The organism is Segetibacter koreensis DSM 18137, from assembly GCF_000374045.1.
In the GTDB taxonomy this organism is placed as follows: Bacteria; Bacteroidota; Bacteroidia; order Chitinophagales; family Chitinophagaceae; genus Segetibacter; species Segetibacter koreensis.
Genome location: NZ_KB893348.1, coordinates 308,765 through 333,451, shown reverse-complemented (window position 1 = coordinate 333,451; position 24,687 = coordinate 308,765). Strand labels below are relative to the sequence as shown.

Genomic DNA, 24,687 nt, shown 5'->3' with positions numbered 1-24,687 from the left:
TTATTTCTGCAGATAGTCCTCATCTGCTATATTTTTTGTTCTACTAAGTTAAACATCCTTACCATGGCAGTTCTTGTACTTCTTGCCGCTGCCGCACGGGCAAGGGTCGTTTCTGCCAACTTTTGGACCTACAACAATTGGCTGTTGCTTAACAGCTGTAGCGGTAGGATCGAAATAATCGTTTTCATTAGCAGCATAATCCTGGCCGGCAGCGTCAATTGCATCTTTGTTCACCCTCATTTTGCTCATGTCGGTTTTTTGTTCCCTGCCTTCGTGAATTACCCTTTCCGGAGCTTGCTCTTGTTCTACCGGTATACCTGCGTGACATAAGAAAGAAATGATGTCCCTGTTTATCTGCTCATCTAATTTTTTAAATAATCCAAAGGCTTCCATCTTATAAATTACCAGCGGATCTTTTTGTTCGTAAGATGCAGTCTGAACACTCTGTTTCAAATCATCCATTGCTCTGAGGTGCTCTTTCCATGCATCATCAATAAGACTTAATGCTACATTTCTCTCAAGAGCCTGGGTCAGTTCGTACCCGTTACTTTCGAGTGTCTTATCAAGATTGGCAACTACCTGCATTCCTTTACGGCCATCTGTAAAAGGAACAACTACATTTTCAATATGACGTCCCTGTTGTTCGCGAATGTTTTTAAATACAGGTAAAGCATTTGTTGCTACTTCAGCTTTTTTAGCATGGTAATTTGAAATAGCTTCCTGATACAATCTTTCAGTAAGCTCCCTTTCATTTATTTTATAAAGCTCATCCTGTGTAATAGATGTATCGATGCCAAAGTTCACAATCACAGCCATACGGAAACCTTCAAAATCTTCCTGCTGTTTAAACGTGTTAATTAATCCTTCTGAAACGGAATAAAATCCGTTATCTAAATCAAGGGCAAGCCTTTCTCCAAACAAAGCATGGCTGCGTTTAGTATATATAACAGTACGCTGCTTGTTCATTACGTCATCATACTCAAGCAGCCGCTTACGAATACCAAAGTTGTTTTCTTCCACTTTCCGCTGAGCTCTTTCAATGCTCTTGGTAATCATACTATGCTGTATAACTTCCCCTTCTTTATATCCGGCGAAGTCCATCACCTTAGCTATACGTTCGCTACCAAACATACGCATTAAGTCATCTTCAAGAGAAACAAAGAAAATACTTGAACCTGGATCTCCCTGGCGACCTGCACGACCACGTAACTGCCTGTCTACACGACGGCTTTCATGTCTTTCGGTACCAAGAATGGCCAGACCACCTGCTTCTTTAACGCCTGGTCCAAGTTTAATATCGGTACCACGACCAGCCATGTTGGTTGCGATGGTAACATTACCTGCCAGACCTGCTTCCGCAACTACTTGTGCTTCCCTGGCATGTTGCTTTGCATTCAATACATTGTGCGGAATTTGTTTCTGCTTCAACATTCTGCTAAGCAATTCACTCACCTCAACACTTGTAGTACCCACCAGTAATGGACGACCTGCATTCCGATGCTTTTCTATTTCCTCAATTACTGCCTTGTATTTTTCTCTCTTCGTCTTAAATACGAGATCTTGCTCATCTTTACGAATCATGGGCATGTTGGTCGGAATAGTAACAACATCCAGTTTATAAATGTCCCAAAGCTCTGCTGCTTCTGTTTCCGCAGTACCTGTCATACCCGCCAACTTGTGGTACATACGAAAATAGTTTTGCAAGGTGACCGTCGCGTACGTTTGAGTGGCAGCTTCAATTTTTACATCTTCTTTTGCCTCAATTGCCTGGTGCAAACCATCACTATATCGCCGGCCTTCCATAATACGGCCAGTTTGCTCATCCACTATTTTTACCGCACCTTCAATGACTACATATTCTACGTCTTTTTCAAACAAAGTGTATGCTTTCAACAATTGCTGTACAGTGTGAATTCGGTCAGCTTTTAAAGAGTAGTCATTCAGTATAGCTTCTTTTTGATGAAGTTTCTCGTCAGGGGTTAGGGTATCATCGGTGTCAATTGCATTTAGCTGAATACTTATATCAGGAAGTATGAAGAAGTTAGGATCTTCACCGCTTTTTGTAATCATCTGGATGCCATTGTCAGTCAACTCAACGGAATTATTTTTTTCATCTATATAAAAATACAATTCCTCATCGACCTTTGGCATTTCGCGCTGCTGGTCAGCGAGATAATAATTTTCTATCTTTTGCAGTTTTGTACGTACACCGGGCTCACTTAAAAATTTTATAAGCGCACTCGTTTTAGGTAAACCGCGCGATGCTCTCATCAATGCAAGTCCGCCATCCTTTGGGTCATCGTTTCCTTCTGCAAATTTTTTCTTCGCTTCATTTAAAAACTGGTTAGTTACTCTTTTTTGAGCCTCTATCAGTTGCAACACTCTTGGCTTTAAAAGATGATATTCCTGCTCATCTCCGCGAGGTATAGGTCCACTGATAATTAGAGGTGTTCTTGCGTCGTCGATCAACACGCTATCCACCTCATCCACCATGGCAAAATGATGTTTGCGCTGCACCATTTCGTCGGGAGTATGCACCATATTATCTCTCAGGTAATCAAAACCAAATTCATTATTAGTGCCGTAGGTAATATCGGCATGGTACGCCCTTCTGCGCTCAGGGGTATTTGGTTGATGCTTGTCGATACAGTCAACTCTAAGTCCCAGAAATTCAAATATTGTTCCGTTCCACTCACTGTCTCTTCTTGCCAGGTAATCATTTACCGTTACAATATGCACGCCTTCGCCAGCCAATGCATTAAGGTAGGCTGGCAGAGTTGACACAAGTGTTTTACCTTCACCTGTGGCCATTTCTGCTATCTTTCCCTCGTGTAAAACAGAGCCTCCAATCAGCTGCACGTCATAATGTACCATATTCCAGGTAACAGTATTTCCTGCAGCGTTCCAGGTGTTACTATAAATAACATTGTCGCCTTCTATTCGGATGTGTGGTTTACTCACACTTAGTTCACGATCAAAATCAGTTGCTTTCGCTATAATTTCAGTATTATTAGTAAAGCGACGTGCAGTTTCTTTTACTACCGCAAAAGCTTCAGGCTGTATTTCGCTAAGTGCCTCTTCTATTTTTTCATTACGTTGTTTTTTTAATTTGTCAATGTCTTGGAAAATACTATCGCGACCACCAATATCATCAACAGATAAAGCATCGGCTTCTTTTCCGAGATTTTCTATTTCGGTATCAATCTCTTTCAGATGATCTGCTATCCGTTGTTTAAATTCAATGGTTTTGCCACGAAGTTCATCATTGCTTAACGATTGATATCGATTAAAAAATTCATTTGTCTTTTCTACTATCGGAAGCAACATCTTCACATCTTTCTGAGATTTGCTTCCACCAAATAATTTTGATATAAAACCTAACATAATGTATGCGTTGGGTATTGGTATAAATTCTTATTAAAAAATTCTTTTTGTCAAATTTGATGCTAATTGTTTTAATTAGTCAATTTGACAGGAAAGCAAAGTTAACAAATGAGTTCGAGACGAACGAAAAGACGAGAAAGGGAGTAGTGTTAATATTTTTAGACATAAATATGAGTTTTTGAAACTATTTCAAACAGAGGTGCAGGTTTAAAACGTATAAATGAAAGAAATCAACAAAACAATATAGATTGTAGAATATAAATATTAACTTTAGATGTTATTTGGCGATAGTTTTTCTTCTTTAGTCACCCTTTATCAATCGCTATCCTATAATGTAAGATTGTAATTCTTTTCTTAGTCGTAATTGGGCTCGTTACTTACAATATTTTTTCTTTCTTATTAAATTCTAATTGGCCGGAATTGGAAATGAAGTTTAGCTGGGTTATTTATCATAAGTGTTTATGAACTTCTTCAGCAGTTACTGCATCTGTCACATCTGGTATTGCAACCTCCGAAAGATACTGATTATAGAATAATCTGTGTTTTCAGTAAATAAGGCTATTTATTTTTTCTATTTAAACTAACTACTATTATGAAAAAGATTTTTCTACTCACAGCAGCGATGTCTTTTCTATTAATTGCCTCTTTAGGCCAAAACTCCCTGCCCTATTGGAGATTGACCGGCAATAATAATACAAATGGCTCGTCCAAACTCGGCACGACCAATGCACAGAACTTAAGAATAGTTACCAATAACATTGAGAGAATAAGAATAAATGCTTCTGGCAATGTTGGTATTGGTACGACTAACCCTGGGTATAAGTTAGAAATTAAAAGTTCAGTTATTGAATCAAATAATAATACTAATGTGTTGAAATTGACAGGTCGTAATCCCGTGCTGTTGCTTAGTAACGAAAATAATTTTGCTAACGGCTATATAAAATCGTGGACAAATGCACCATACGCACCGTTTACTAATGGCCTCGTTATCGGTTCCACTCCTGGTTATCCGATTTTTTTATCAACTAACTATGGAGCAACCATGGTAGTTGCTGATAACAATAATGTTGGTATTGGCACCACTACTCCTGAATATAAACTTGAAGTTAAGAGTTCGTCTGTTGAAAGTAATGATAATACGAACATACTGAAATTATCCGGACGTAATCCATTAATTGGATTTTATGATGAAAACAACTTAGGCTATGGTTATATAAAATCCTGGACACATGCTCCTTACGCACCTTTTACCAACGGAATGGTGATAGGTTCGAACCCCGGTTACCCAATTTTTTTATCAACAAATTATGGAATGACCATGATAATTGCTGATAATAATAATGTTGGTATTGGTACAGCTAACCCTGCTTATAAATTATCAGTAAATGGAACAGTTCAGGCAAAAGAAGTCAGGGTAGAAACAGGTTGGGCAGATTATGTTTTCGAAAAAGATTACCCGCTTCTTTCATTAGAGTCAGTTGATGATTACATTAAGAAAAACAAACACCTGCCGGGTATAGCTTCTGCAGACAAAATAAATAAAAATGGTCTTGCACTAGGGAAAATGCAAACTAAAACAATGGAAAAGGTTGAAGAAAATACACTGTATATAATTAAGCTGAACAATAAAATAAAGTTACTAGAACAAAAAATAGAAGAGTTAACTAAACTTGTGAAGTAATCTTTTCATACCACATCATGTTTAACAATTAAAACGTAAATGCTATGAAAAGTAAAATATTTCGACTCATATATTTAGTTACAATTGCATTATTAATAATGCTACTCTCAGTATTACCTTGTTACAATGTTATTGCACAAATTAGCACGCCTCAACTTCATCCTAAACTAGAAATACTTGCAAAACCTCAAAGCACTCCTAACTGGATTGATTTTAGAGAAGGAACAACTATTAAACCTTCTACAATTTTTACAGATTTAAAAGATGCCTTTGAGTTATCGGCCAATGATAACATGACTCTTACCAAACAAGATAAAGATGATCTGGGTTTTAAGAATTATCGTTACCAGCAATATTATAAAAACCTGAAGGTTTTGTATGGCGAATTTCTTGTCCATCAGCAACCCGACAATTTTGTAAAATCAGCTAACGGACGAATTATTAAAGGACTCAATCTAAGTAATAACCCACGACTAACTGAAAAACAAGCGCTTGCTAATGCCTTGCAGTTTATGAAAGCTAAAAAGTATTTATGGCAAAACAGCGAGATGGAAAAGGAATTGAAACGCCAGGAAAAAAATCAAAATGCCTCTTACTATCCCAAAGGTGAATTAGTTTTTGCACCGGGTAATTATAACGCCACTTTCCTTGCCTCAGATTATAAACTTGCCTGGAGTTTTAAGATCTATACTGATGATAACAATGTTACCCCAAAAAGTGTTTTTGTAGATGCTATTACCGGACAGGTTATTTATCACACTGATATTGCTATGAATTGCTCCGGCGGCTCCGGCACTTCGGCTTTTAATGGTACAGTTAGTATTAATACCACATTAACTAATTTCTATTTTTCACACAACGACTGCCAGGCAACCAACTTTTATATATATGACTGTAATGGAGGCGGACCGGCAAACAACTTGTATTCTGACGCCGACAATGCGTGGACAGCCACATCTCAACAATCCGCCGTTCAGGCACAATTTGGGGCAGCTATGACTTACAGTTATTATATTGGCGCGCATAGTCGTACAAGCTGGGATAATGTGGCAGGTGATCTTATTGCTTATAATAATGCAAATTACGCTGGTGGCGGAGTAAACAATGCTTGTTGGGGATGCTTTGGTAACAATGCAATTTTCGGGGCTGGTAGTACTTCCGCTGCCACCGATGACTGGAATACCGATGACCTGATGGGTCACGAGTTTACACATGGTGTTACACAAGCTACTGCCAGTCTTGCTTACCAAAAGGAATCTGGTGGATTAAACGAGTCTTTCAGTGATATTTTTGGGGAAATGGTTGAAAGCTGGACGGAAGGCAATTGCGATTACCTTGTCGGTGGTGACAGAGGTGCTATAAGAAGTTTCATTAATCCTAAGGCCTTTGGACAGCCAGATACTTATCTTGGCACTAACTGGTTTTCTACTTCAGGCTGCACCCCTGGCGTAACCAATGATAACTGTGGAGTGCATACGAATAGTGGTGTACAAAACCGGTGGTTTTATCTTTTGTCAGAAGGTGGCAGTGGAACTAATGATCTTGGAAATTCTTATAGTGTTACAGGCATTAATCGTTTTAAGGCAAGGGAAATTGCGTATCGCGCATTATCGGTTTACCTGAGCTCATCTTCACAATACATAGATGCAAGAAAAGCAACACTGGAAGCAGCTTGGGACTTATATGGCCAATGTTCAGCAGAAATAATCGCTGTAGGCGATGCATGGCATGCAGTCGGCGTTGAATCACAGTCGCCCCAATTTGCTTTTAATGTTTGCGGTACTTATCCGGCGTCGGGAACATTTATTCAGGCAATCTCAGAGTTAACTGCAGCAAATGGATGTATTACAGAAATTACTCCAGGCAACACAACAGTCTACTTTACTGCCCGTGATCGGGTAATTCTTTCTCCAGGTTTCAAGGCTGATAATGGTTCAAATTTTGTCGCCTATCTTGAACCTTGCTCTTCCACAAGATGGAGAAATCCTAACCACAATACTATCATGAGCGATGCGGAGAAAGGACTTGACAAACCCGTGGTGAATGAACCAACACCTTCAATGCCAACAACAACCACCTTTAACAGTATTACTATTAATCCAAATCCGGTTCTTTCTGCTTTTTACCTTTCAATCAATTCGAAGCAGAATGAAAGAGCACGGGTAATTATTTATAATTCTGTAGGAGTAAAAGTGAAAGAAAAACAAGGTGTGAATGTTTCAAAAGGCTTCAATAAAATATCTTTTGATTGTTCAAATCTTGCAAAGGGTGTTTACATGGTCGAAATAAATGTGGGAGATGTAAAAACTGTTAAAAAAATAGTCAAAATGTAAATAATATGAGCATTTTGGTTTGGAATTGCTCTTGAAGATGGTTTTGTCGTATTTATAAAAGTAGGGTTACGGAAAATGGTAGATACGACAAAACCTCACACATCTCAAACTAAATAACAGGAGATTTACAATTACATTTTCCCTCTATTAAATACCCACTTTTTAAGCTTTTTAAAAAAATCTTCTTTCCGGGGTTTTGGTAGTCCATCATGTGTCAGCTGGTGCTCATAATGAAAACAAAGCTTTTCTGCATATTGTTTTTCATTGCTATTACCATTCTCTAAAACAGTAATAAAGGGCAAAACATTATCGTTTAGTGTACCATTTACAGAGATCGTCTGATACTCACTTCTGCCTATAGGATGGTTGTTTGTATTAATCTCTGGCTTTCCATTTTCCGCAAAATAATCTGCGTGAAAAATACCGACATTTAATTTCTTCAATCTTTTTGTCCCTCGTCTTTCATTTCGCCACGGATGCTCGCTTTTTTTAATTTGCTCCATTAAAAAGTTCTTATTCCATAAAGTGACCTGGTGAGACATCAGATAGTCTGAGGCAGCATTATCTAACTGTGCAATGTTAAAACCTTCTATAAAAAATGAAGTAGGTATCGTCTTATAAACCTCAGAACTGTGCAGCTTCACCTGTTGCCAATTCTCGCGTATCGTCAGCTCAAAAAGTTGTGTGAAGAAGTTTGTATTAACATCTTTATTAAGCCACATGTCTTCCTGAAAGTAAAGAATATAATTTTCAGGAATTTTCTTTAATAAGATAGAAAGCCTGTCTGTCCATTGCCCTTTTCCTGATTGAATATTTTGAAAACCATCAATCGTTACCCTTTTTTCTTCTGTGGCAAAATAATAGTTACAGGGAATGTCAAAATTCCAATGGCGCGAAAAGAAAAATTCAAAGCCTTTATATAAAAATTCGTACCGGTCGCAACTATGCACCAGTAAAGCGACTTTATTTTTATCAATTGTCATAAAAAGGAACAAAAAGAAAAGAAACAATATTAATGTTTTCTTTTCTTCGGCAAACGATATAATTTTTTTGCTTTGGCAATTAAATCAACAAACTCCATTTGAAGGCGGTTGTGAGGATCGGCAGCGTTTATTGCAAGTGAATAAATTTCGTTCCATGAAAATTGCTTTGCATAGGGAGACTCTTTCAATACCGTTCCCAACATAATAACTGAAGTTGCAAACTGTAAGGAGGAATCAGATTTTTCTAAGGCAAGATAATTTTGCGGTATCTTATACTCTTCATTTATACTTGTATTATTTCCTGGAATTTTGTACGATAAGATCGCCGTCCCGATAGCAAGGCTGCTATTTCCGCTTCTTCCTGAATCTGCCCGATTGATTTCAAAAGCTGCTAACAAAGAGTGACCACTTCCTATCTCTCCACCTTCTAATGTTGTACTTGAGTCAGTTATTGCACTTTTTTTATTATCAAATCCTATTAACCTGTATGTCTTTACAACATCCGGGTTGAACCTGACAGTCAAATGAACATTGTCTGCAACACTGTACAAGGTTTGAGCAAATTCCTCCACCAACACTTTTTCGGCTTCTTTTTCATTATCAAGATACGCAAAGTTGCCATTCCCCTTATTAGCAAGCGCCTCCAGTTTACTGTCTTTGTAATTACCGATACCCACTCCCAGGCATGTCAAATAAATGCCAGTCTTGCTTTCCTTGCTTATTATATCTTCCAGGTCTTTTTCACTGGTCTCGCCAATATTAAAATCACCATCGGTAGCGAGGATGACCCGATTATTTCCGTGAGGAATAAAATTTTCCCTGGCAATTTTATAGGCAATACGTATGGCAGAAGCTCCGGCAGTTGCACCTGCAGGAGTCAATCCTTCAATAGCTTCAATTATTTGCTGCTTGTTATTACCATGGGTTGGCTCAAGCACCCGGGTAGCTTTGTCGCCATAAGTAACAATTGAAACAACGTCTACGCTTCTTAGATTTTCGACTAAAAGTTTAAAAGCACTTTTTAGCAAGGGCAAGCGATTGTCCGCATCCATACTACCGGAAACGTCTATGAGGAAAACAAGATTGGCAGAAGGTGAATTATTAAGCCTTATTTTTCTTGCCTTAAGATTAATAAATAACAGTTGATTTTGTAGATTCCAGGGACATGAAGTAAGATTAGTGTTGACCGAAAATGTCTTTTCAGTGTTAGATGCTGCTTTTGTTTTTAAATTAAAATAGTTAAGCATTTCCTCAATTCTTACGGCATCAGCGGGAGGCTTTTTTTTCGATTTCAAAAACCTTCTGATATTACTATAACTGGCTCCGTCTACATGTACTGCAAAACCGGTTTCAGGAAAATCTTTTGTGGTTACAAACGGGTTTTCTATTGTAGGGGAGTAACTTTCGCCATCGTAAGTGTTTGATTCTTTTAAATCGGGTTGCAAGTTTTTTGTAAGAGAAGAAAGATGCAAAGTTCTCACTGTTACCTTTCGTGGTGACATTTTAAGGGTAAATTTTCCATACTCTGTAGTAACAACGGCAGTTTTTAAAGTATCGTAGCCTTCGAGTGTAAAAGTTATTGTATCTATTTTTAAGCTGGTAGGAATGCCAAATGCTCCGGAACTTCCAGTATAATAGGGATAATTACCTTTTGAAGAAAGAGTTATTCTTGCATCAGCCAATCCCTGTCCTTGTTCGTCTTTTAGTTCTCCGCGCAGGTAATATTGGGAAAAAGCTGAAGTAGATGATAGTAAAAAGAAAATTAATGAAAATTGTCGCAAAATTTTACGTTTTAATTTCTTTTTTTAAGACGTAAATTATTGATTTTAAGTTACTTTTCCAACAGTAAATCTTCTTTAACCTGGTATAATTGTGCTAAATTTCTTCCCAATCCGTTATAATCAAGTCCATAGCCGACAACAAACTTGTCAGGAATTGTAAAACAGGTGTAGTCTATTTTGACCGGGTAGACCGTAGCGGCGGGTTTGTGCAAGAGTACGGCAATCTTTAAAGAAGACGGTTGCTGATTGTATACCTGTGGCAAAAACTGGGTAATTGTTTTTCCTGTATCAATTATATCTTCTAATACAATAATGTCACGGCCCTTTAAATCAGTATCGAGGCCTATGGCTGTAATAACTTGTCCAGAACTCCTTGTACCTTTATATGAGGCAAGTTTTATAAAACAAATTTCTGCCTCGATAGTTATTAATTTAAATAAGTCAGAAGAAAACATAAATGAGCCATTGAGAATAGAAATAAAAAGCGGTCTTCTTCCTTTGTATTCCGTGTTAATCTGAGCGGCCAATACTTTTACCTTCTCAATAATCCTTTCGGCGGAAAGATAGGGCACAAAGCATTTATCATGTACATGTATCATCTCCGTCATCTCGGGAATTTTTGTGCAATTTAATCCCTTATTACATATTCGAAGCGGTATTGTAGCTACTTGCAGCAGCTAACCTTGGAGACGACGGGGCAGGATATTTAAGATAAATTTTTTCACCAGGTGCAGGTTCCATTCCTTTTTGCAAACCATTGTAGTCCATAATAGTTGTCAACTGTATACCTTCTTCTTGTGAAATATCACGTATTGTTTCATTAGCCTCTACAATATGAATATCTTTTGTACCTTTTTTTGATTTCTTTTGAAGAAAAATTAATTGGTCAGAATTAAGAATATCCGTTTGATCGACGAATTCATTATATTCTAGGAGCTTTTTAAACGAGATATTATAGTTATTTGCCAATGCCAGCAACGACGTACCGGCCTCAGCATAAATTACTTTTGAATCGTTTATACTGAAAACTGAATTAGCAGGATAATTTGTCCTTTTCGTTTTGTCTTCTAAAACCCTCATTGCAACCGCAGGTTTTACTATTGTTGATTGCTCTGAACTACTTACACTTACTTCATTATTACCAGTATTATTGCCGTTTGCAAGATTTTCATCATGATTATTTACACCGTTAAGAGCAAGTAAAGTATAATCTTGCAGATTATTTTCTACAATAAGTTTTATCAGTTTTTGAGCATAAGCGGGGTTAGTTGCATAACCGGCACGTTTTAAACCTTTGGCCCAGCCTTCATAATCGGTCGGATCGAGTTTAAAAAGAAAGGCATAACAAGGTCTTGTTCTTAAAAAGTCAGAATGGTCTTTATAAGAGTCCTGAACACAAGAATATTTTCTAAAACATTCATCTTTAGCGTCATCGGTGTGTGAAATTGTTTCACCTGTCCATTCCGATTTACATTTTATACCAAAATGATTATTAGCTAAAGAAGCCAGGTCACTTTGTCCTCCACCCGTTTCTAATATACCCTGCGCAAGTGTCACTGCCGCAGGTACGCCTGTCCTCAGCATTTCATCTATGGCAAGGTCCTTGTAACTACTAATATAAGATTCTATTCTTTGTTTTTCTGTTTGGCCGTAAGAGGCAGAAAATAATAAAATGGCACAAAACAATGCGGGTATAAGCCTGAAGGATTTGGTCATTATTTCTTTTTTATTAAAAGTAGTCCGTCTCTTATAGTTAGCATAACCTGCTCAACTCTCGGATCTTCTGCTACATGTTTATTAAATGCTTGTATTGCTAAAGCATTCTTTCCTTTAATGGGCTCTTCGAGTACCTGCCCGTGAAATAATACGTTATCTGCAATGATAAGGCCTTTTTCTGACAATTTATTCAAAACAAGTTCATAATATTCTATATAACTTGTTTTATCAGCATCAATAAAAACCAGATCCCATTGATAAGGCAACGTCGGTATTATATCTTTTGCGTTACCAACGTGTAAAGTAATAAAATTATTTTTTTGAGCAATATTAAAATTTTTTAATGCGGTGTCTGCATCTTCCTGTCTTAATTCTATAGTATGTAACTGACCTCCTGCTGCAATTCCCTCAGCCATGCATAAAGCGCTATATCCTGTGAAGGTTCCTATTTCTAAAATATATTTTGGCTGGATCATATTGCTGATAAACGATAAAAACCTTCCTTGCACATGACCACTGATCATATGTCCCTGTGGATGATTTTTTACTGTTTCTTCGTTTATTCTTTGCAAAACTGCCTCTTCCGGGGTGGTGTATCGGGCAGCATAGCTTTCTGCTAATGAGGATATAAGTTCTGGTTGCATAGTTCAAAACTAATAAAAATTAATTAGAGGTTATTTTAGTTGTATTATAGTTAATGTTTCAGTAATCGCTTTATTTTTAAGATACAAATCACTGGTTTAAAACGATTTGTCTTTTTCGGTCATAAGATTTTCGTTGAGATATGAAAAATCATTACAAATCGAATATGAGTCAAATTATATTTGTATTTTTGCAATAAGAAAGACGAAATAATTTTACCTCTAAAACTTTTTATGCAAAGTCCAGTTTGCACAAAAAGGGATGTCTTCAAAAAAGGGAGTTAGGTACATCAGATTGTTATAACTGAGTTTCCAAACCATTTCTCACATATAAAAATGCCGCTATGACACGTCCCCTTATTTTAAAACGAGATCATATTACCCGGGCCGATTTTCTTACAGAAGAAAAACCGGGTGGAAAATATACAAAACATACTCCTAGTGTTAACGTAGAAGAGCGAAAAGAGGAATACGTTCTTACACTTGCTGCCCCGGGTTTTCGTCGGGAAGATTTTGAAATATTTGTGAACGGAAATGCAATTTGCATTCAACCGCGAAAATCAAGTCATGTACTTTCACGAAAAGAAGCAAAAAAGACGAGGTGTGAATATAATTTTTCTGATTGGAAAAGAAAGTTTTTCTTGCCGAAGAATGTCGATGCATCTTTTGCTCACGCATTTTATGTAAATGGCGAACTTGATGTTCACATTCCAAAGAATTCACATCCCCTTCAACTAAAATATACAAGAATTGAAGTGTATTAAATTAGTGGTAATACGCTGAGTCATGTAACTGGTGCAGCGTATTACCACAAATTAACTGAGGATGTCATAACGGGAACTATTTGATATCTAATGTTTGTACCACCTGCTTCCTACAAATAATTATTACAACTTCTGCTTTTGTACCAATTCATGTTCAAGCTCAGTGTCGCTTGAAGTATAAGGTTTTTTTGAAATAATGAATAAACCGATAAAAGTTAGCAAACCATTTAAAATAAGTAGTTCTATTCCTATCTGGAAACCGTTGAACCAGTTCGCAGCATTGTCACTGATATAGTAACAGATAGCTGGAGCAATGAGACAAAGAGCAGGAACGGCAACCGACTCAGGAAGCCTGCGTTTGGTAAAGATGCCAAAAGAAAACAATCCTAATAACGGACCATAAGTATAGCCTGCCAGTTTTAATATAATATCTATGATAGATTTATTATCTATCCATTTGAAAATAATGACACATAAAAAGAAAATGACGGCAAAAGTGATGTGAACGGTCATTCTTATTTTTTTCTTTTGCTTTTCATTCCAGCTTTCATTTCTTTTTAAACCTATAATATCAATACAAAAAGAAGAGGTTAAAGCTGTTAATGCTCCGTCGGCGCTGGGAAAAAGCGCTGAGATGAGGCCAAGGATAAAAATAATTCCAATAATAGGAGGAAGATAATTAAAGGCAATTTGCGGAAAAAGATTATCACCGAGAATATTTTTATTATCTAGCAGGAACTGCATTTGAGGTTTACCGCCTACCATTCCCTGATCAAAAGCAGCTCCTTTATTTAGGGCAAATAAATATAGCAACCCACCAAGCACAAGAAAAATGAAAACTACCACGCCCTGCAAAACACTCAGAGAAATCATATTTTTTTGCGAATCTCTCAGATTGTGTACGCTGATGTTTTTTTGCATCATCTCCTGGTCGAGGCCTGTCATAGCAATGGTGATAAATGCTCCTCCAAGAAGTGACTTGAGAAAATAGCCTGAGCTTTTATAGTCGGTATTAATTAATGTATTGTATTTATGGCTTTTAAGTACCGCCCAGGTATCAGATAAAGAAAGGTTTAGCTGGTGCATGATGTAGGTAACACATACTAATAATCCGATAAGCATAAATGAAGTCTGGAGAGTATCGGTAAAAACGATTGTTCTTACTCCACCCTCAAACGTATATAAGAGAATCATCAGGAGAATAATGAATGTTGTTAACCCAAAAGGAACATGCATTTCATCGAGAATAAATATCTGCAACACATTTATTACAAGGTACAATCTTGCTGTAGCACCTAAGGTTCTGGATATAATAAAAAATAAAGCGCCTGTTTTATAAGACGTAAAGCCAAAACGTTGCAACAGGTAGCTATAAATAGACGTCAGGTTCATTTTGTAATACATAGGAAGCAGAATAAACGCTACTACAAAATAGCCTAAAAAATATCCTATAACCACCTGGAAATAGCCAAAACCGCCTATACCTACAGTACCAGGCACGCTTACAAAAGTAACGCCGCTAAGAGAGGTGCCTATCATACCAAAGGCAACAAGCATCCAGTTGCTGCTACGGTTTCCAATAAAAAAAGTTTCGTTATTGCTGTTCCGGCTTGTGTACCATGCTACGCCTAGTAAAAGAAGAAAATACCCGAAAACAAACGTAAACAGCAATGTTGGTGACATAAAAAACTATATAATATTATCGTTACCGTATTGAAGGGCGAAAAGTAGCAAAAAATATTGAGGTAATATTGCGATGTTAAAAAGCAATGGTATGAATACAACTTCTTTAGCAGTCTTTTGCGGTTCCCAATCCGGTTCAAATCCTTTGTTTGAAATACACGCAAAAGAACTGGGAGAATACCTTGGAAAAAGTAAAATCACCTTAATATATGGAGGCGGTGATAAAGGATTGATGGGTGCTGTTGCAAATGCAGCTATGGAAAACGGAGGGAAGGTAACCGGCATTATTCCGGAAATATTAATAGGGTGGGAAAGACAAAAGTTAAATATAACGGACCTGCAGGTAGTTCAGGATATGCATTCCCGAAAAAAAATAATGTACGACTTATGTGATGTTGCTGTTATATTGCCAGGTGGAAACGGAACTCTTGACGAGATGTTTGAAATGCTTACCTGGAATACTCTTAAGATTCACAATAAAAAAATAATCTTACTAAATTCTGCCGGATTTTATAATCATTTGATCAAGCATATCAAACACATGCAGGAATGTAACTTTTTGTATGAAAACTGGCAGGAACGTATTTTAGTAGTTGACTCTCCCGCAGGTATTATCGCCTTTTTGGACGCAGATAAAAATTAAAACCAGTTCTCAAAATCGGAAGTTTAGCTCCGTAAGTATCAATGTAAGGTGAGTTGGTATTAGTGCCCGCATCGATCATTAGCACTGTAAAGAAATTGGTATTGCCAATAACCCTGCTACCATAGCCTATACCCAATAATAGACTCGGCGCTTCTCGTTTAAGGTGATACTCACTTCCAATGCTTCCCGCATTCAAGTCTTTGAAGTTAGTATTAACCCAGTTATATTCTGGTAGCACCTGTAAAAAAAATCCACTAAAAACAAAAAACCTCGCAAAAACTCCTCCGCCATAATTAAAACTTCTTTGCCGTATGCCGTTATTATATTCTGCACGATAAGAGAAATAATTAAAATTAGTTGATATACCTGCATCCAGCCACCTGGCAACAGAATATCCTACTTCTGGATTTGCACCGGTACTAAATCCTCCATTTCCAAGTCCGAGACCAATTGAGCCACCAAAAAAAATATTATCTCTTCTAAACTTGTGGCTGCTTTCTTCTTCATCCTGGCTAAAGGAAGAAACAGATAAGGCAAGTAAACCTACTAGTAAAAAAAGTTTCATTTTTTATGAATTTAGTTACAGGCAAAAAATATTTCCAACATTGGAAATTATAAATAGTTAACCAGTTGTACCGATAATTTTAAAACAACAATGATCGATTAAGATTTTTCGGGAAAAATGAACAATATTAATAAAGAAAGCTTAAAGAGAAAGTGTAATTAAAGGAGCAATTGTTAAATTTTTCTAACAATAAGGATCGCACTATGCGTCTTACGAAGTGCATCGTATATTTGATACGAAACAATTCGTATTACTAACACTTTAACAAAACATCTATGAAACAGGTTTCATTATTTACAAAAATCGTATTAGCACTTGCATTAACAGTAGTCATTATCGGCTTTTCAGCTTTTCGTCAAAAGCAAAATGCTGCCAAAGACTCCTTTCGAAAAGAGCAAAAATCTAATGATGGCGATACCACCTCACCCCTCAAACGCAATCGAAATGGGGCCGATAGAGATTTTCGCAACCTTGACGAGCAAATGAAACAATTGGAAATTCAAATGAAAAAGCTGGAGGAGCAAATGAAGAGTATGGACATGAGCAAATACCAGGCGGAAATTGATAAAGAAATGAAAGAAATAGATATGGAAAAGATAACCGAACAAATAGACGACGCCATGAAAAATATAGATTGGGAAAGAATAAACAAGGAAGTTGCAGAAAATGCAAAAGAAGTAAGTAAGGTAAAAATGGAGGAAGTAAAGAAGCAGTTGGAAAAAGTTAAAACAGATTTGCAAAAACAAAAACTTGACATACAAATAGACCGCGAAAAGATAAAAGTGGATATTGATCGATCTATGAAAGAGGCACGGCGCTCGCTTGAAAATGCAAAGGAAGAAATAAAAAACGTAGAAGAGTTTACAGATGCACTTGAAAAAGACGGGTTAATAGACAAATCAAAAGCATACAAAATAGAAGTCAAAGATGGAAACTTATATATTGACGGTAAAAAGCAAACGAAAGAAATAAGCGATAAATACAGGCAATATTACAAAAAAGACAACTTTACAATTGATATGAGTGAAGGTGATGATTTTAGGATATAGGGTATAAGACAAGGGTTTTTTTATTTTAAATTAAGTAAATATATTTTTAAAAAGAAGTGGTTTACTTAATCACTTCTTTTCTTTTCCAGCCTGTTAAAAGCACCCCGGCAATCACCATTAGTGTACCTGCTATTTGTTCTGCAAATATTTTTTCTCCTAAAATATAATGTGCCTGTACAATGGTAGAGACAGGTCCGATGCCGGAAATAATAGCAACATTATTTGCACCAATTCTTTTTAAACCATTCGATATCATAAATGAGGGAATAACCGTAGACAATATAGCAAGTAACAATCCATACGCCCATAGGCCTGCATTTGAATATAAAGTCTGAATATTTCCTTTGAATAAAAAATGAATGAAAATGCCGGCCGTTGCTGCAAGCATAGCAAAGCCGGTAAACTTATTTGCACCAACTACAGGAATTATTCTTCCACTGCCGGCAATGTAGATAGAATAGGTAACAGCACATATAAAAACCATTAAACTGCCAAAATAAAAATTAGGATTGCCTGTATCCATTCTTATTTCACCATAATAAGCGATAGCGATACCCAGGTAAGTAAGCAGTAAGGCAACCTTTTGTGATGATGACAGCTTTTGTTTGAAAAAGTAAACATTTATCAGTACAGCAAAAGTGGGATACAGGAAAAGGATCAACCTTTCAAGACCGGCCGATATATATTGCAAACCCACAAAGTCAAGAAGGCTTGAAACGTAATAACCAAACAAACCTAAAACAATAACATAGAGCCATTGTTTTTTATTTATGCGAATGTTTTCTTTTTTATTACTGACGACGATAGCAGAAGAAATATAAAATGGCAATGAAAAAACCATACGCAACGTAAGGAGCGTAAGCGCATCAGTATGGGTATTACCGAAGGCTTTTTTTACAATAATGGCCTTTGTCGAAAATAAAACAGCACCTATAAAAGTGATAAGAAAACCTGCGAGAGTTATCTTGTTGTTTTGTACATATTTGTTCATATTAAAGTAAGGTCGATAGCTGCACTAAAACCGGTTATCGACCTTTTACGATAGATTATTCCTTAAACAGACACATTAAAATCTCTCAAAGCATCATTTAAACTGGTTTTAAGGTCTGTGCTTGGCTTACGTTTGCCGATGATTAAAGCACAACTTACATTATATTCTCCGGCAGGAAATTTTTTAGGATAAGTACCAGGAATTACTACACTTCGTGCAGGAACGCGCCCTTTGTATTCAACCGGTTCACTTCCGCTGACATCTATAATTTTTGTTGATTGAGTAAGCACAACATTTGCTCCCAAAACCACTTCTTTTTCTAAAACAACACCTTCAACAACAATGGAACGGCTACCGAGAAAACAGCCATCTTCAACTATTACCGGCGTTGCCTGCAGCGGCTCAAGCACACCGCCGATGCCGACGCCGCCGCTTAAGTGTACGTCTTTACCTATCTGAGCACAACTACCAACAGTTGCCCACGTATCTACCATTGTACCTTCATCTACAAAAGCGCCAATGTTTACATAACTCGGCATTAGTACAACATTTTTTGCGAGGTAAGCACCATATCGGGCAACAGCATGTGGAACAGCACGCACACCTAACTCTTTGTAATTGCTCTTGAGTTTCATTTTGTCATAAAACTCAAAAGGCGGCAAAGTAAATGTTTCCATTTGCTGAATGCCGAAATACATTAAAATTGCTTGTTTGACCCATTCATTCACAACCCAGCCCTCTTGTGTCGGCGAAGCAACACGCAGCCGTCCTTTATCTAATTCTTCAATTACGTCTCTTACAGCCTGGCTATATTCAGGTGTTTTCAAAAGTTCCCTTTTTGCAAATGCTTCCTGTATTAATGATTGTAATTCCATTTTTAAAATTTGTGCGAAATTAATGGGTTATCTAAAAACAAAGGAAATAAGATGCAAAAGGTATTTTCACTTTTATAGAAAAACAAAAAAGCACTGCCGTAACAGTGCTTTGGGATATATGTAGAGTAGTAATTTTTAGGCCTTCAATATTTATTACCGGCTTTAAGGAAGGCAAGTGCATCACTTCCTTCCTGCGCTCCGGTTGATCCTGTTACCAGGATTGTTTTCTCTGCATAACCAGTTAGTTTTGGTCGTTGACAGTTAGTTTTGGTTTGTTAGTCAGTTTTGGTTTGTTTCTACAAGAATAAAATTACCTACAGAGCTTAGAGAGAACAAGATGAAAACATATGAAACGATAAATCAGCAGGATGAATGGTAATAATGCATTTATGAATTGTGAAAGGTCAAAAAAAATTGTAACCGGGTTAATAGCAAAAATGAGACGACGGAAATTATCTACCGTTTCGTAAAGAAAAAATTTCAGGCCCGCTTTTATTTAAAAAATCCTTGTATGCTTTTGAATGATTTATTATTTCTGAATATGATTCAGACAACAGGACGCCATCTTCTGCCCGTACTATTGCCCAGTGTGCCCAACCTTCTTCAGATGGTCTTGGCGCGTCGTAGCCAATAATTCGCATTTCTTTATTGACCAAAAGGTAAGTCGGAAAAGTAATATAATATTCTTTTAGCAAGCTAATTTTCTGAGGTTGGTTACGTGCATAAAACAAGTGTATTCCTTGCATTTTTTTAACGTGTACCATTTGCTTCCAGGCTTGCTTTCGTTCTTTATTATCTATACAAATATTAAGAAACACAATGTTGGTATCGGTTGCAAAAAACTTTTGAAGAGACGTCGAGTAAGGAATTTCTCTGAGGCAGGGAGGACAAGAAGTAAACCAGAAATCAACATAAATAGTTTTGCCAATAAGAGCCGCGGTATTGAAAATATGACCGCTAGTATCTTCCAATTGTAGCGGAACAAAGAGTTTGTTATTTAAAAAGTCGAACCTAGCAACATTGGTATCATATAAAGAACGGCTTTGAGAAAAGGCTTTTGTAAATATAATTACTGTAAATAGGGTACAGATACATTTTCTAATCATATCAAATAATAATGCATCAAACATACAAAATGCATTTTATTCTATGTTTGCAATCGAAGGCGATAAGCTGGATTTGGAAGGATTTTAAGAAGTAGGAGGAAAAACTTTGATGGATTTAAAAATAGAAAAAATAAAATAATTCCGTTTTTTTCAATAAAAGTTCTTTTCTCATAGATCTTACAATTTCAGTTCTAAGAATTCTATAAATACACGTCACACAATATGAAAATAGCTTTCGATGCAAAAAGAGCTTATCAAAATGCTACCGGTTTAGGGCACTATAGCCGAACCCTTATTTCGTCGCTGGCTAGTTTTTATAGTAGTGAAGATTACTATCTGTGTGCTCCCAAAGTGACGAATCGGTTTGCAACTGAAAGGTTTAAAAATGTTGAAAATATTACTCCCGGCGATTTTCTTTCAAAAAAATTTAAATCTGCTTGGAGAAGCAGTTGGGTGAAAAAAGATCTTAAAAAAAGAGGTATCGATATATACCATGGATTGAGCAACGAAATACCTTTTCGAATTCAAAATACATCAGTTCGTTCGGTTGTTACTATACATGATCTTATTTTCGAGCGGTATCCTCAGCAATATAATTGGTTGGATGTGCAGATTTACAGGCAAAAATTTAAATATGCGTGTAGGAATGCTGATCAAATTATTGCTATCAGCCAACAAACCAAAGAGGATATTATAGACCTATATAAGATACCTGAATATAAAATAACTGTATGTTATCAAAGCTGTGAACCCCGTTTTGCTAAGACCATTTCAGAAATGGATAAGCTTAGAATAAAAGAAATCTACGAATTGCCTGATTGCTTCTTTTTGTATGTAGGCTCTATGATAGAAAGAAAAAATCTACTAAATATTTGTAAAGCTTTACATGAGTTGAAAGGAAAATTGGAAATTCCGCTAGTGGTAATAGGTAGCGGGGGAGCGTATAAACAAAAAGTAAAGGAATATTTACGTAAATACGAAATTGACAAAAAAGTGCTTTTTTTATCTGAAACCGACCAGGCAAAAATTTCTGTCAACTTTCAGTCGTCGACAGACTTTCCTGCTATATACCAACTTTCTTCAGGACTTATTTATCCTTCTGTTTTTGAAGGTTTTGGTCTTCCTGTTTTGGAAGCATTGTGGAGTCGGGTACCAGTAATTACTTCCAATATTTCTTGTCTTCCTGAAACCGGAGGAGATGCTGCTTATTATGTAGACCCTCATTCTCCCTCACAAATTGCCGAAGGCATGCTGCAATTAGCTACAAACACTACTTTAGTAAAAGAAATGCAAGAAAAGGGTTGGAAACACGCTCAAAATTTTACAGCTCAAAAATGTGCTGCTGAAGTAATGGAGGTATACCTTCGCATGTAATGACTGACTTTAATTACGATATAGAACACTGCCTTGATGTATTACAAAAAGGAGGTGTCATACTTTATCCCACTGATACCATTTGGGGCTTGGGTTGTGATGCTACTAATAGTAGTGCTGTAAAAAAATTGATACAGATAAAAGGAAAACCTGCAAACAAAGGATTAATTGTTTTGCTTGCATCGGAAAGGGATGTATTGCAGTATGTAGCAGCCCCGGATCCGGAAGTATTTAATTTCCTTGAAAACACAACTAAACCAACAACGGTCATTTATGAACACGGATTAAACGTGGCAGACGACGTTTTAAATGAAGACGGCAGCATAGGTATCAGGATTGTAAAAGAAGATTTTTGCAGGCATTTGATAAAAAGATATAAAAAACCAATTGTATCTACTTCTGCTAATTTGCATGGGCAACCTTCTCCCCAAAATTTTCAAAGCATCTCGACAGAAGTAAAAAATGCGGTAGATTATGTAGTTTCTTTTGCACAAGATTTCAAAAACATTCATTCACCTTCATCTATCATTAAGTGGAAAAATGGTGAAGTTTTTACAATCAGGCCTTAAATATTAGAAACTTATAACATTCTATATTTTTAATGTCAGTTGCGTTGTTATGGCAGAATAATTGTCTTTATTTAATAAACCCCCATATTTTATGAGCCAGAATCAACTACCAATTTCGAGTAACAGTCAGCCTGCTTATTCACATCTCCTTTACGCTTTTGGACCAGAAATCATTAAGAATGATGCTATTTTACCAAATACATCATTTTACACTGACAGTTCAGATTCAGACAGTTCCTTACTTAGATATGATTTTAACTGGGAATATTTCTGCAATGAACTCGAGTTTGAATAGTCGAAGATTTTACAGCTTTATTGTAGAAAGCAGCTTTCCACAACCTTTTTTATAGTAATGATATAAGATTTATCACAATGATTAGGTTTTATCTTTGTGGCGATCATGTTTATACATTGTAGTAAAAAAGAAGAATTTATTCTTAAAAAAATAGGTACTGCCGCTTCCGAAGCGGAAATGCCTGCTTTTCTCATAGGCGGATTTGTTCGCGATAAAATTATCGGCCGACCTACCAAAGATCTCGACATAGTTTGCGTTGGTGATGGTATATCCCTCGCTCACAAAGTTGCTAACCGTTTTTCTCCTGCGCCCCAGGTGGCTTTTTTCAAAAATTTTGGAACGGCTCAAATAAAGTTTGAAGACCTGGAAATTGAATTTGTGGGAACAAGAAAGGAAAGCTACCGCTCCGACAGCCGCAATCCGGAAGTTGAACCTGGTTCTATTGAAGACGACCAGAACCGGCGTGATTTTACAATCAATGCTCTTGCAATAAGTTTAAATAAAGACAATTATGGCGATCTGATCGACCCGTTTAACGGTCTTTACGATATAGAAGCTAAAATTATTCGTACCCCTTTAGAGCCTGAAAAAACATTTAGCGACGATCCACTCCGAATGATGCGCGCCATACGGTTTGCCACACAATTAGGTTTTCAAATTGAAGAAAAAACGTTCAAAGCAATTAAGGACAATAAAGAAAGAATTAGGATTGTTTCCCAAGAAAGAATTACTGACGAGTTGAATAAAATAATGGTCAGCAAAAAACCTTCCATCGGTTGGAACTTGTTGTTTACTTCCGGTTTGTTGCAGATAATCTTTCCGCAAATGGTAGATCTTGCGGGAGCAGAATATATAGATGGCAAAGGCCACAAAGACAATTTTTACCACACTTTACAGGTAATTGATAATATCAGCATTCATACCAAAGATCTTTGGCTGCGATGGGCTGCGCTATTGCATGATATTGCAAAGCCTGCTACCAAACGATTTGAAGAAGGACATGGCTGGACCTTTCATGGTCATGAAGTGGTAGGAGCCCGAATGGTTCCTAAAATATTTAATAAGCTTAAACTTCCTCTTAACGACAGAATGCGTTTTGTTCAAAAAATGGTCGAATTGCATTTGCGCCCCATCGGCCTTACAAAAGAAAATATTACTGACAGCGCCATCCGGCGACTGCTTTTTGATGCAGGAGACGATATTGACTCGCTAATGATGCTCTGCAATGCTGATATAACCAGTAAAAACAAAACAAAAGTTAAAAGATATCTTGAGAACTTTGAACTGGTAAAACAGCGTATGCAGGAAGTGGAGGCCCAGGATAAAATACGTAATTGGCAGCCGCCTATAACAGGTGAAATAATCATGGAGACTTTTGGATTAACACCCGGACGAAATGTTGGAATCATAAAAGATGCAATACGTGAAGCAATTCTTGACGGCAAAATAGGAAACAGTTATGAAGAAGCATATACCTTTATGCTGCAAAAAGGAGAGGAGTTAAACCTTGCGCCTGTAACCTGATGAGATAACCCTTCAAAAGTGTGGTAAGAAGTTTGCACTTGAGATGCAGACTACTATAAGTAGTAACAATTATTTTCCATTCTATTGTTGGTTTTAACAATTAAAATAAAGATTTAGTAAAAATGGCTGTTTTAAAATTTCGCGCATATTATGAAGAAGACGACAGTGTATATCGCGATATCGCTATAAAACATACACAAACCTTTGCAGACCTTCACAATGCTGTCTTAAAGGCTTATGAGTTTGACAACAAACATGCGGCAACTTTTTACCGCAGTAATGATAACTGGCAACGCGGACGTGAAATAACGCTACAGAAATACGATAAGGAGTATAAAGCAGAGCCGTTGCTGATGTCTGAAACAACCATTGGTTCACAGATAAAAGACCCTAATCAAAAATTTATTTATACCTATGACTTTGCCAAAGGCTGGACTTTCTTAATCGAGCTGATAAATGTCAGCAAAGAAGAAAATGCTAAAATTACTTATCCATCTACAGTACGTGCAGAAGGAATTGGACCCGCACAATATGGAACAAAAAGCCTGCTTGGAGATAAATTTGTAGACATTGAAGAAAAGTATGATTTAAGTGCAGGAGCAGAAGGCTTTGGCCGCGAAGGTGACAATGATCACGATGAAGAGTCTGAAGACAGCGAAGACGAGTCGTTTTCAGATGAAGCCGAAGCAGGAAATGAAGAAGAATATTAAAAACAACTTTTGCTGTTATT

General features: G+C 36.8%; 21 protein-coding genes. 10 read left to right on the top strand and 11 right to left on the bottom strand.

Annotated features, from left to right (window positions below):
* Positions 1–48: 48 nt before the first annotated feature.
* Positions 49–3,384: a preprotein translocase subunit SecA gene (gene secA / locus B154_RS0120870; RefSeq protein ID WP_018616311.1), complete on the bottom strand. Its 3,336-nt coding sequence runs from the start codon at positions 3,382–3,384 to the stop codon at positions 49–51.
* Between the two features lie 592 nt (positions 3,385–3,976).
* Between secA and B154_RS30945 the strand changes: the two genes are divergently transcribed.
* Both B154_RS30945 and B154_RS30940 read left to right on the top strand, forming a co-directional pair.
* Complete coding sequence (locus tag B154_RS30945; RefSeq protein WP_157580898.1) at positions 3,977–5,065, top strand: hypothetical protein; 1,089 nt, start codon at positions 3,977–3,979, stop codon at positions 5,063–5,065.
* A gap of 44 nt (positions 5,066–5,109) precedes the next feature.
* A complete protein-coding gene (locus B154_RS30940; protein WP_018616308.1) occupies positions 5,110–7,398 on the top strand; it encodes a M4 family metallopeptidase in 2,289 nt (762 codons plus the stop codon).
* A gap of 131 nt (positions 7,399–7,529) precedes the next feature.
* Here the strand turns inward: B154_RS30940 and B154_RS0120850 are convergent, their stop codons facing one another.
* The 5 genes from B154_RS0120850 to B154_RS0120830 are packed head-to-tail and all read right to left on the bottom strand — an operon-like array spanning position 7,530 to position 12,522.
* The gene (locus B154_RS0120850; RefSeq protein ID WP_018616307.1) at positions 7,530–8,381 is read right to left on the bottom strand and encodes a hypothetical protein; all 852 of its coding nucleotides are present in this window, start codon (positions 8,379–8,381) and stop codon (positions 7,530–7,532) included.
* 29 nt (positions 8,382–8,410) lie between these two features.
* A complete protein-coding gene (locus tag B154_RS29305) occupies positions 8,411–10,162 on the bottom strand; it encodes a YfbK domain-containing protein (protein WP_018616306.1) in 1,752 nt (583 codons plus the stop codon).
* 50 nt (positions 10,163–10,212) lie between these two features.
* Positions 10,213–10,770 carry a hypoxanthine phosphoribosyltransferase gene (gene hpt / locus B154_RS0120840; RefSeq protein ID WP_018616305.1) on the bottom strand — a complete coding sequence of 186 codons (558 nt, stop codon included), beginning with the start codon at positions 10,768–10,770 and terminating at the stop codon, positions 10,213–10,215.
* A gap of 31 nt (positions 10,771–10,801) precedes the next feature.
* Positions 10,802–11,878 (bottom strand): glucosaminidase domain-containing protein, encoded by a 1,077-nt coding sequence (locus tag B154_RS29300; protein WP_018616304.1) that lies wholly within the window; start codon positions 11,876–11,878, stop codon positions 10,802–10,804.
* Complete coding sequence (locus B154_RS0120830; protein WP_018616303.1) at positions 11,878–12,522, bottom strand: O-methyltransferase; 645 nt, start codon at positions 12,520–12,522, stop codon at positions 11,878–11,880. Before B154_RS0120830 ends, B154_RS29300 begins: the two co-directional genes overlap by 1 nt.
* A 341-nt stretch (positions 12,523–12,863) precedes the next feature.
* On the opposite strand from B154_RS0120830, the gene B154_RS29295 reads away from it, so the two are divergent.
* Positions 12,864–13,283, top strand: coding sequence for an Hsp20/alpha crystallin family protein (locus B154_RS29295; RefSeq protein ID WP_018616302.1), 420 nt, complete (start codon positions 12,864–12,866; stop codon positions 13,281–13,283).
* 123 nt (positions 13,284–13,406) lie between these two features.
* Here the strand turns inward: B154_RS29295 and B154_RS0120820 are convergent, their stop codons facing one another.
* A complete protein-coding gene (locus tag B154_RS0120820; RefSeq protein ID WP_018616301.1) occupies positions 13,407–14,966 on the bottom strand; it encodes a sodium:solute symporter in 1,560 nt (519 codons plus the stop codon).
* A gap of 91 nt (positions 14,967–15,057) precedes the next feature.
* Here B154_RS0120820 and B154_RS0120815 point away from each other — a divergent pair, with 91 nt between their 5' ends.
* On the top strand, positions 15,058–15,609 hold the full coding sequence (locus tag B154_RS0120815) for an LOG family protein (RefSeq protein WP_033412214.1): 552 nt from the start codon (positions 15,058–15,060) through the stop codon (positions 15,607–15,609).
* On the opposite strand, the gene B154_RS0120810 is transcribed toward B154_RS0120815, so the two are convergent.
* Positions 15,578–16,174, bottom strand: a complete 597-nt coding sequence (locus tag B154_RS0120810) for a hypothetical protein (RefSeq protein ID WP_018616299.1) — start codon at positions 16,172–16,174, stop codon at positions 15,578–15,580. The genes B154_RS0120815 and B154_RS0120810 overlap by 32 nt on opposite strands.
* A 275-nt stretch (positions 16,175–16,449) precedes the next feature.
* On the opposite strand from B154_RS0120810, the gene B154_RS0120805 reads away from it, so the two are divergent.
* Positions 16,450–17,223, top strand: a complete 774-nt coding sequence (locus tag B154_RS0120805; RefSeq protein WP_018616298.1) for a hypothetical protein — start codon at positions 16,450–16,452, stop codon at positions 17,221–17,223.
* Positions 17,224–17,284: 61 nt separating this feature from the next.
* Here B154_RS0120805 and B154_RS0120800 read toward each other — a convergent pair whose 3' ends face one another.
* From B154_RS0120800 to B154_RS0120790, 3 genes are all read right to left on the bottom strand, one after another.
* Positions 17,285–18,214, bottom strand: a complete 930-nt coding sequence (locus tag B154_RS0120800; RefSeq protein ID WP_018616297.1) for a DMT family transporter — start codon at positions 18,212–18,214, stop codon at positions 17,285–17,287.
* Positions 18,215–18,276: 62 nt separating this feature from the next.
* Positions 18,277–19,089 (bottom strand): 2,3,4,5-tetrahydropyridine-2,6-dicarboxylate N-succinyltransferase, encoded by an 813-nt coding sequence (locus B154_RS0120795; RefSeq protein WP_018616296.1) that lies wholly within the window; start codon positions 19,087–19,089, stop codon positions 18,277–18,279.
* A gap of 452 nt (positions 19,090–19,541) precedes the next feature.
* Positions 19,542–20,219: a TlpA family protein disulfide reductase gene (locus B154_RS0120790; RefSeq protein WP_018616295.1), complete on the bottom strand. Its 678-nt coding sequence runs from the start codon at positions 20,217–20,219 to the stop codon at positions 19,542–19,544.
* Positions 20,220–20,417: 198 nt separating this feature from the next.
* On the opposite strand from B154_RS0120790, the gene B154_RS0120785 reads away from it, so the two are divergent.
* From B154_RS0120785 to B154_RS0120770, 5 genes are all read left to right on the top strand, one after another.
* Complete coding sequence (locus B154_RS0120785; protein WP_018616294.1) at positions 20,418–21,569, top strand: glycosyltransferase family 4 protein; 1,152 nt, start codon at positions 20,418–20,420, stop codon at positions 21,567–21,569.
* Positions 21,569–22,138 carry an L-threonylcarbamoyladenylate synthase gene (locus B154_RS0120780; RefSeq protein ID WP_018616293.1) on the top strand — a complete coding sequence of 190 codons (570 nt, stop codon included), beginning with the start codon at positions 21,569–21,571 and terminating at the stop codon, positions 22,136–22,138. Before B154_RS0120785 ends, B154_RS0120780 begins: the two co-directional genes overlap by 1 nt.
* A 91-nt stretch (positions 22,139–22,229) precedes the next feature.
* A complete protein-coding gene (locus B154_RS32835; RefSeq protein ID WP_169337684.1) occupies positions 22,230–22,433 on the top strand; it encodes a hypothetical protein in 204 nt (67 codons plus the stop codon).
* A gap of 105 nt (positions 22,434–22,538) precedes the next feature.
* Positions 22,539–23,957: a CCA tRNA nucleotidyltransferase gene (locus tag B154_RS0120775; RefSeq protein ID WP_018616292.1), complete on the top strand. Its 1,419-nt coding sequence runs from the start codon at positions 22,539–22,541 to the stop codon at positions 23,955–23,957.
* A gap of 122 nt (positions 23,958–24,079) precedes the next feature.
* Complete coding sequence (locus B154_RS0120770) at positions 24,080–24,667, top strand: IS1096 element passenger TnpR family protein (protein WP_018616291.1); 588 nt, start codon at positions 24,080–24,082, stop codon at positions 24,665–24,667.
* Positions 24,668–24,687 lie beyond the last annotated feature (20 nt).

Excerpts from the sequence above, each read along its gene's own strand:
- B154_RS0120790 (WP_018616295.1), bottom strand. The coding sequence starts at position 20,219 with ATGTTTGATGCATTATTATTTGATATGATTAGAAAATGTATCTGTACC.
- B154_RS0120820 (WP_018616301.1), bottom strand. The coding sequence starts at position 14,966 with ATGTCACCAACATTGCTGTTTACGTTTGTTTTCGGGTATTTTCTTCTT.
- B154_RS0120850 (WP_018616307.1), bottom strand. The coding sequence starts at position 8,381 with ATGACAATTGATAAAAATAAAGTCGCTTTACTGGTGCATAGTTGCGAC.
- B154_RS0120800 (WP_018616297.1), bottom strand. The coding sequence starts at position 18,214 with ATGAACAAATATGTACAAAACAACAAGATAACTCTCGCAGGTTTTCTT.
- B154_RS0120805 (WP_018616298.1), top strand. The coding sequence starts at position 16,450 with ATGAAACAGGTTTCATTATTTACAAAAATCGTATTAGCACTTGCATTA.
- B154_RS32835 (WP_169337684.1), top strand. The coding sequence starts at position 22,230 with ATGAGCCAGAATCAACTACCAATTTCGAGTAACAGTCAGCCTGCTTAT.
- hpt (WP_018616305.1), bottom strand. The coding sequence starts at position 10,770 with ATGACGGAGATGATACATGTACATGATAAATGCTTTGTGCCCTATCTT.
- B154_RS30940 (WP_018616308.1), top strand. The coding sequence starts at position 5,110 with ATGAAAAGTAAAATATTTCGACTCATATATTTAGTTACAATTGCATTA.
- B154_RS0120810 (WP_018616299.1), bottom strand. The coding sequence starts at position 16,174 with ATGAAACTTTTTTTACTAGTAGGTTTACTTGCCTTATCTGTTTCTTCC.
- B154_RS0120775 (WP_018616292.1), top strand. The coding sequence starts at position 22,539 with ATGTTTATACATTGTAGTAAAAAAGAAGAATTTATTCTTAAAAAAATA.
- secA (WP_018616311.1), bottom strand. The coding sequence starts at position 3,384 with ATGTTAGGTTTTATATCAAAATTATTTGGTGGAAGCAAATCTCAGAAA.
- B154_RS0120770 (WP_018616291.1), top strand. The coding sequence starts at position 24,080 with ATGGCTGTTTTAAAATTTCGCGCATATTATGAAGAAGACGACAGTGTA.
- B154_RS30945 (WP_157580898.1), top strand. The coding sequence starts at position 3,977 with ATGAAAAAGATTTTTCTACTCACAGCAGCGATGTCTTTTCTATTAATT.
- B154_RS0120795 (WP_018616296.1), bottom strand. The coding sequence starts at position 19,089 with ATGGAATTACAATCATTAATACAGGAAGCATTTGCAAAAAGGGAACTT.
- B154_RS0120815 (WP_033412214.1), top strand. The coding sequence starts at position 15,058 with ATGAATACAACTTCTTTAGCAGTCTTTTGCGGTTCCCAATCCGGTTCA.
- B154_RS0120830 (WP_018616303.1), bottom strand. The coding sequence starts at position 12,522 with ATGCAACCAGAACTTATATCCTCATTAGCAGAAAGCTATGCTGCCCGA.
- B154_RS0120780 (WP_018616293.1), top strand. The coding sequence starts at position 21,569 with ATGACTGACTTTAATTACGATATAGAACACTGCCTTGATGTATTACAA.
- B154_RS0120785 (WP_018616294.1), top strand. The coding sequence starts at position 20,418 with ATGAAAATAGCTTTCGATGCAAAAAGAGCTTATCAAAATGCTACCGGT.
- B154_RS29300 (WP_018616304.1), bottom strand. The coding sequence starts at position 11,878 with ATGACCAAATCCTTCAGGCTTATACCCGCATTGTTTTGTGCCATTTTA.
- B154_RS29295 (WP_018616302.1), top strand. The coding sequence starts at position 12,864 with ATGACACGTCCCCTTATTTTAAAACGAGATCATATTACCCGGGCCGAT.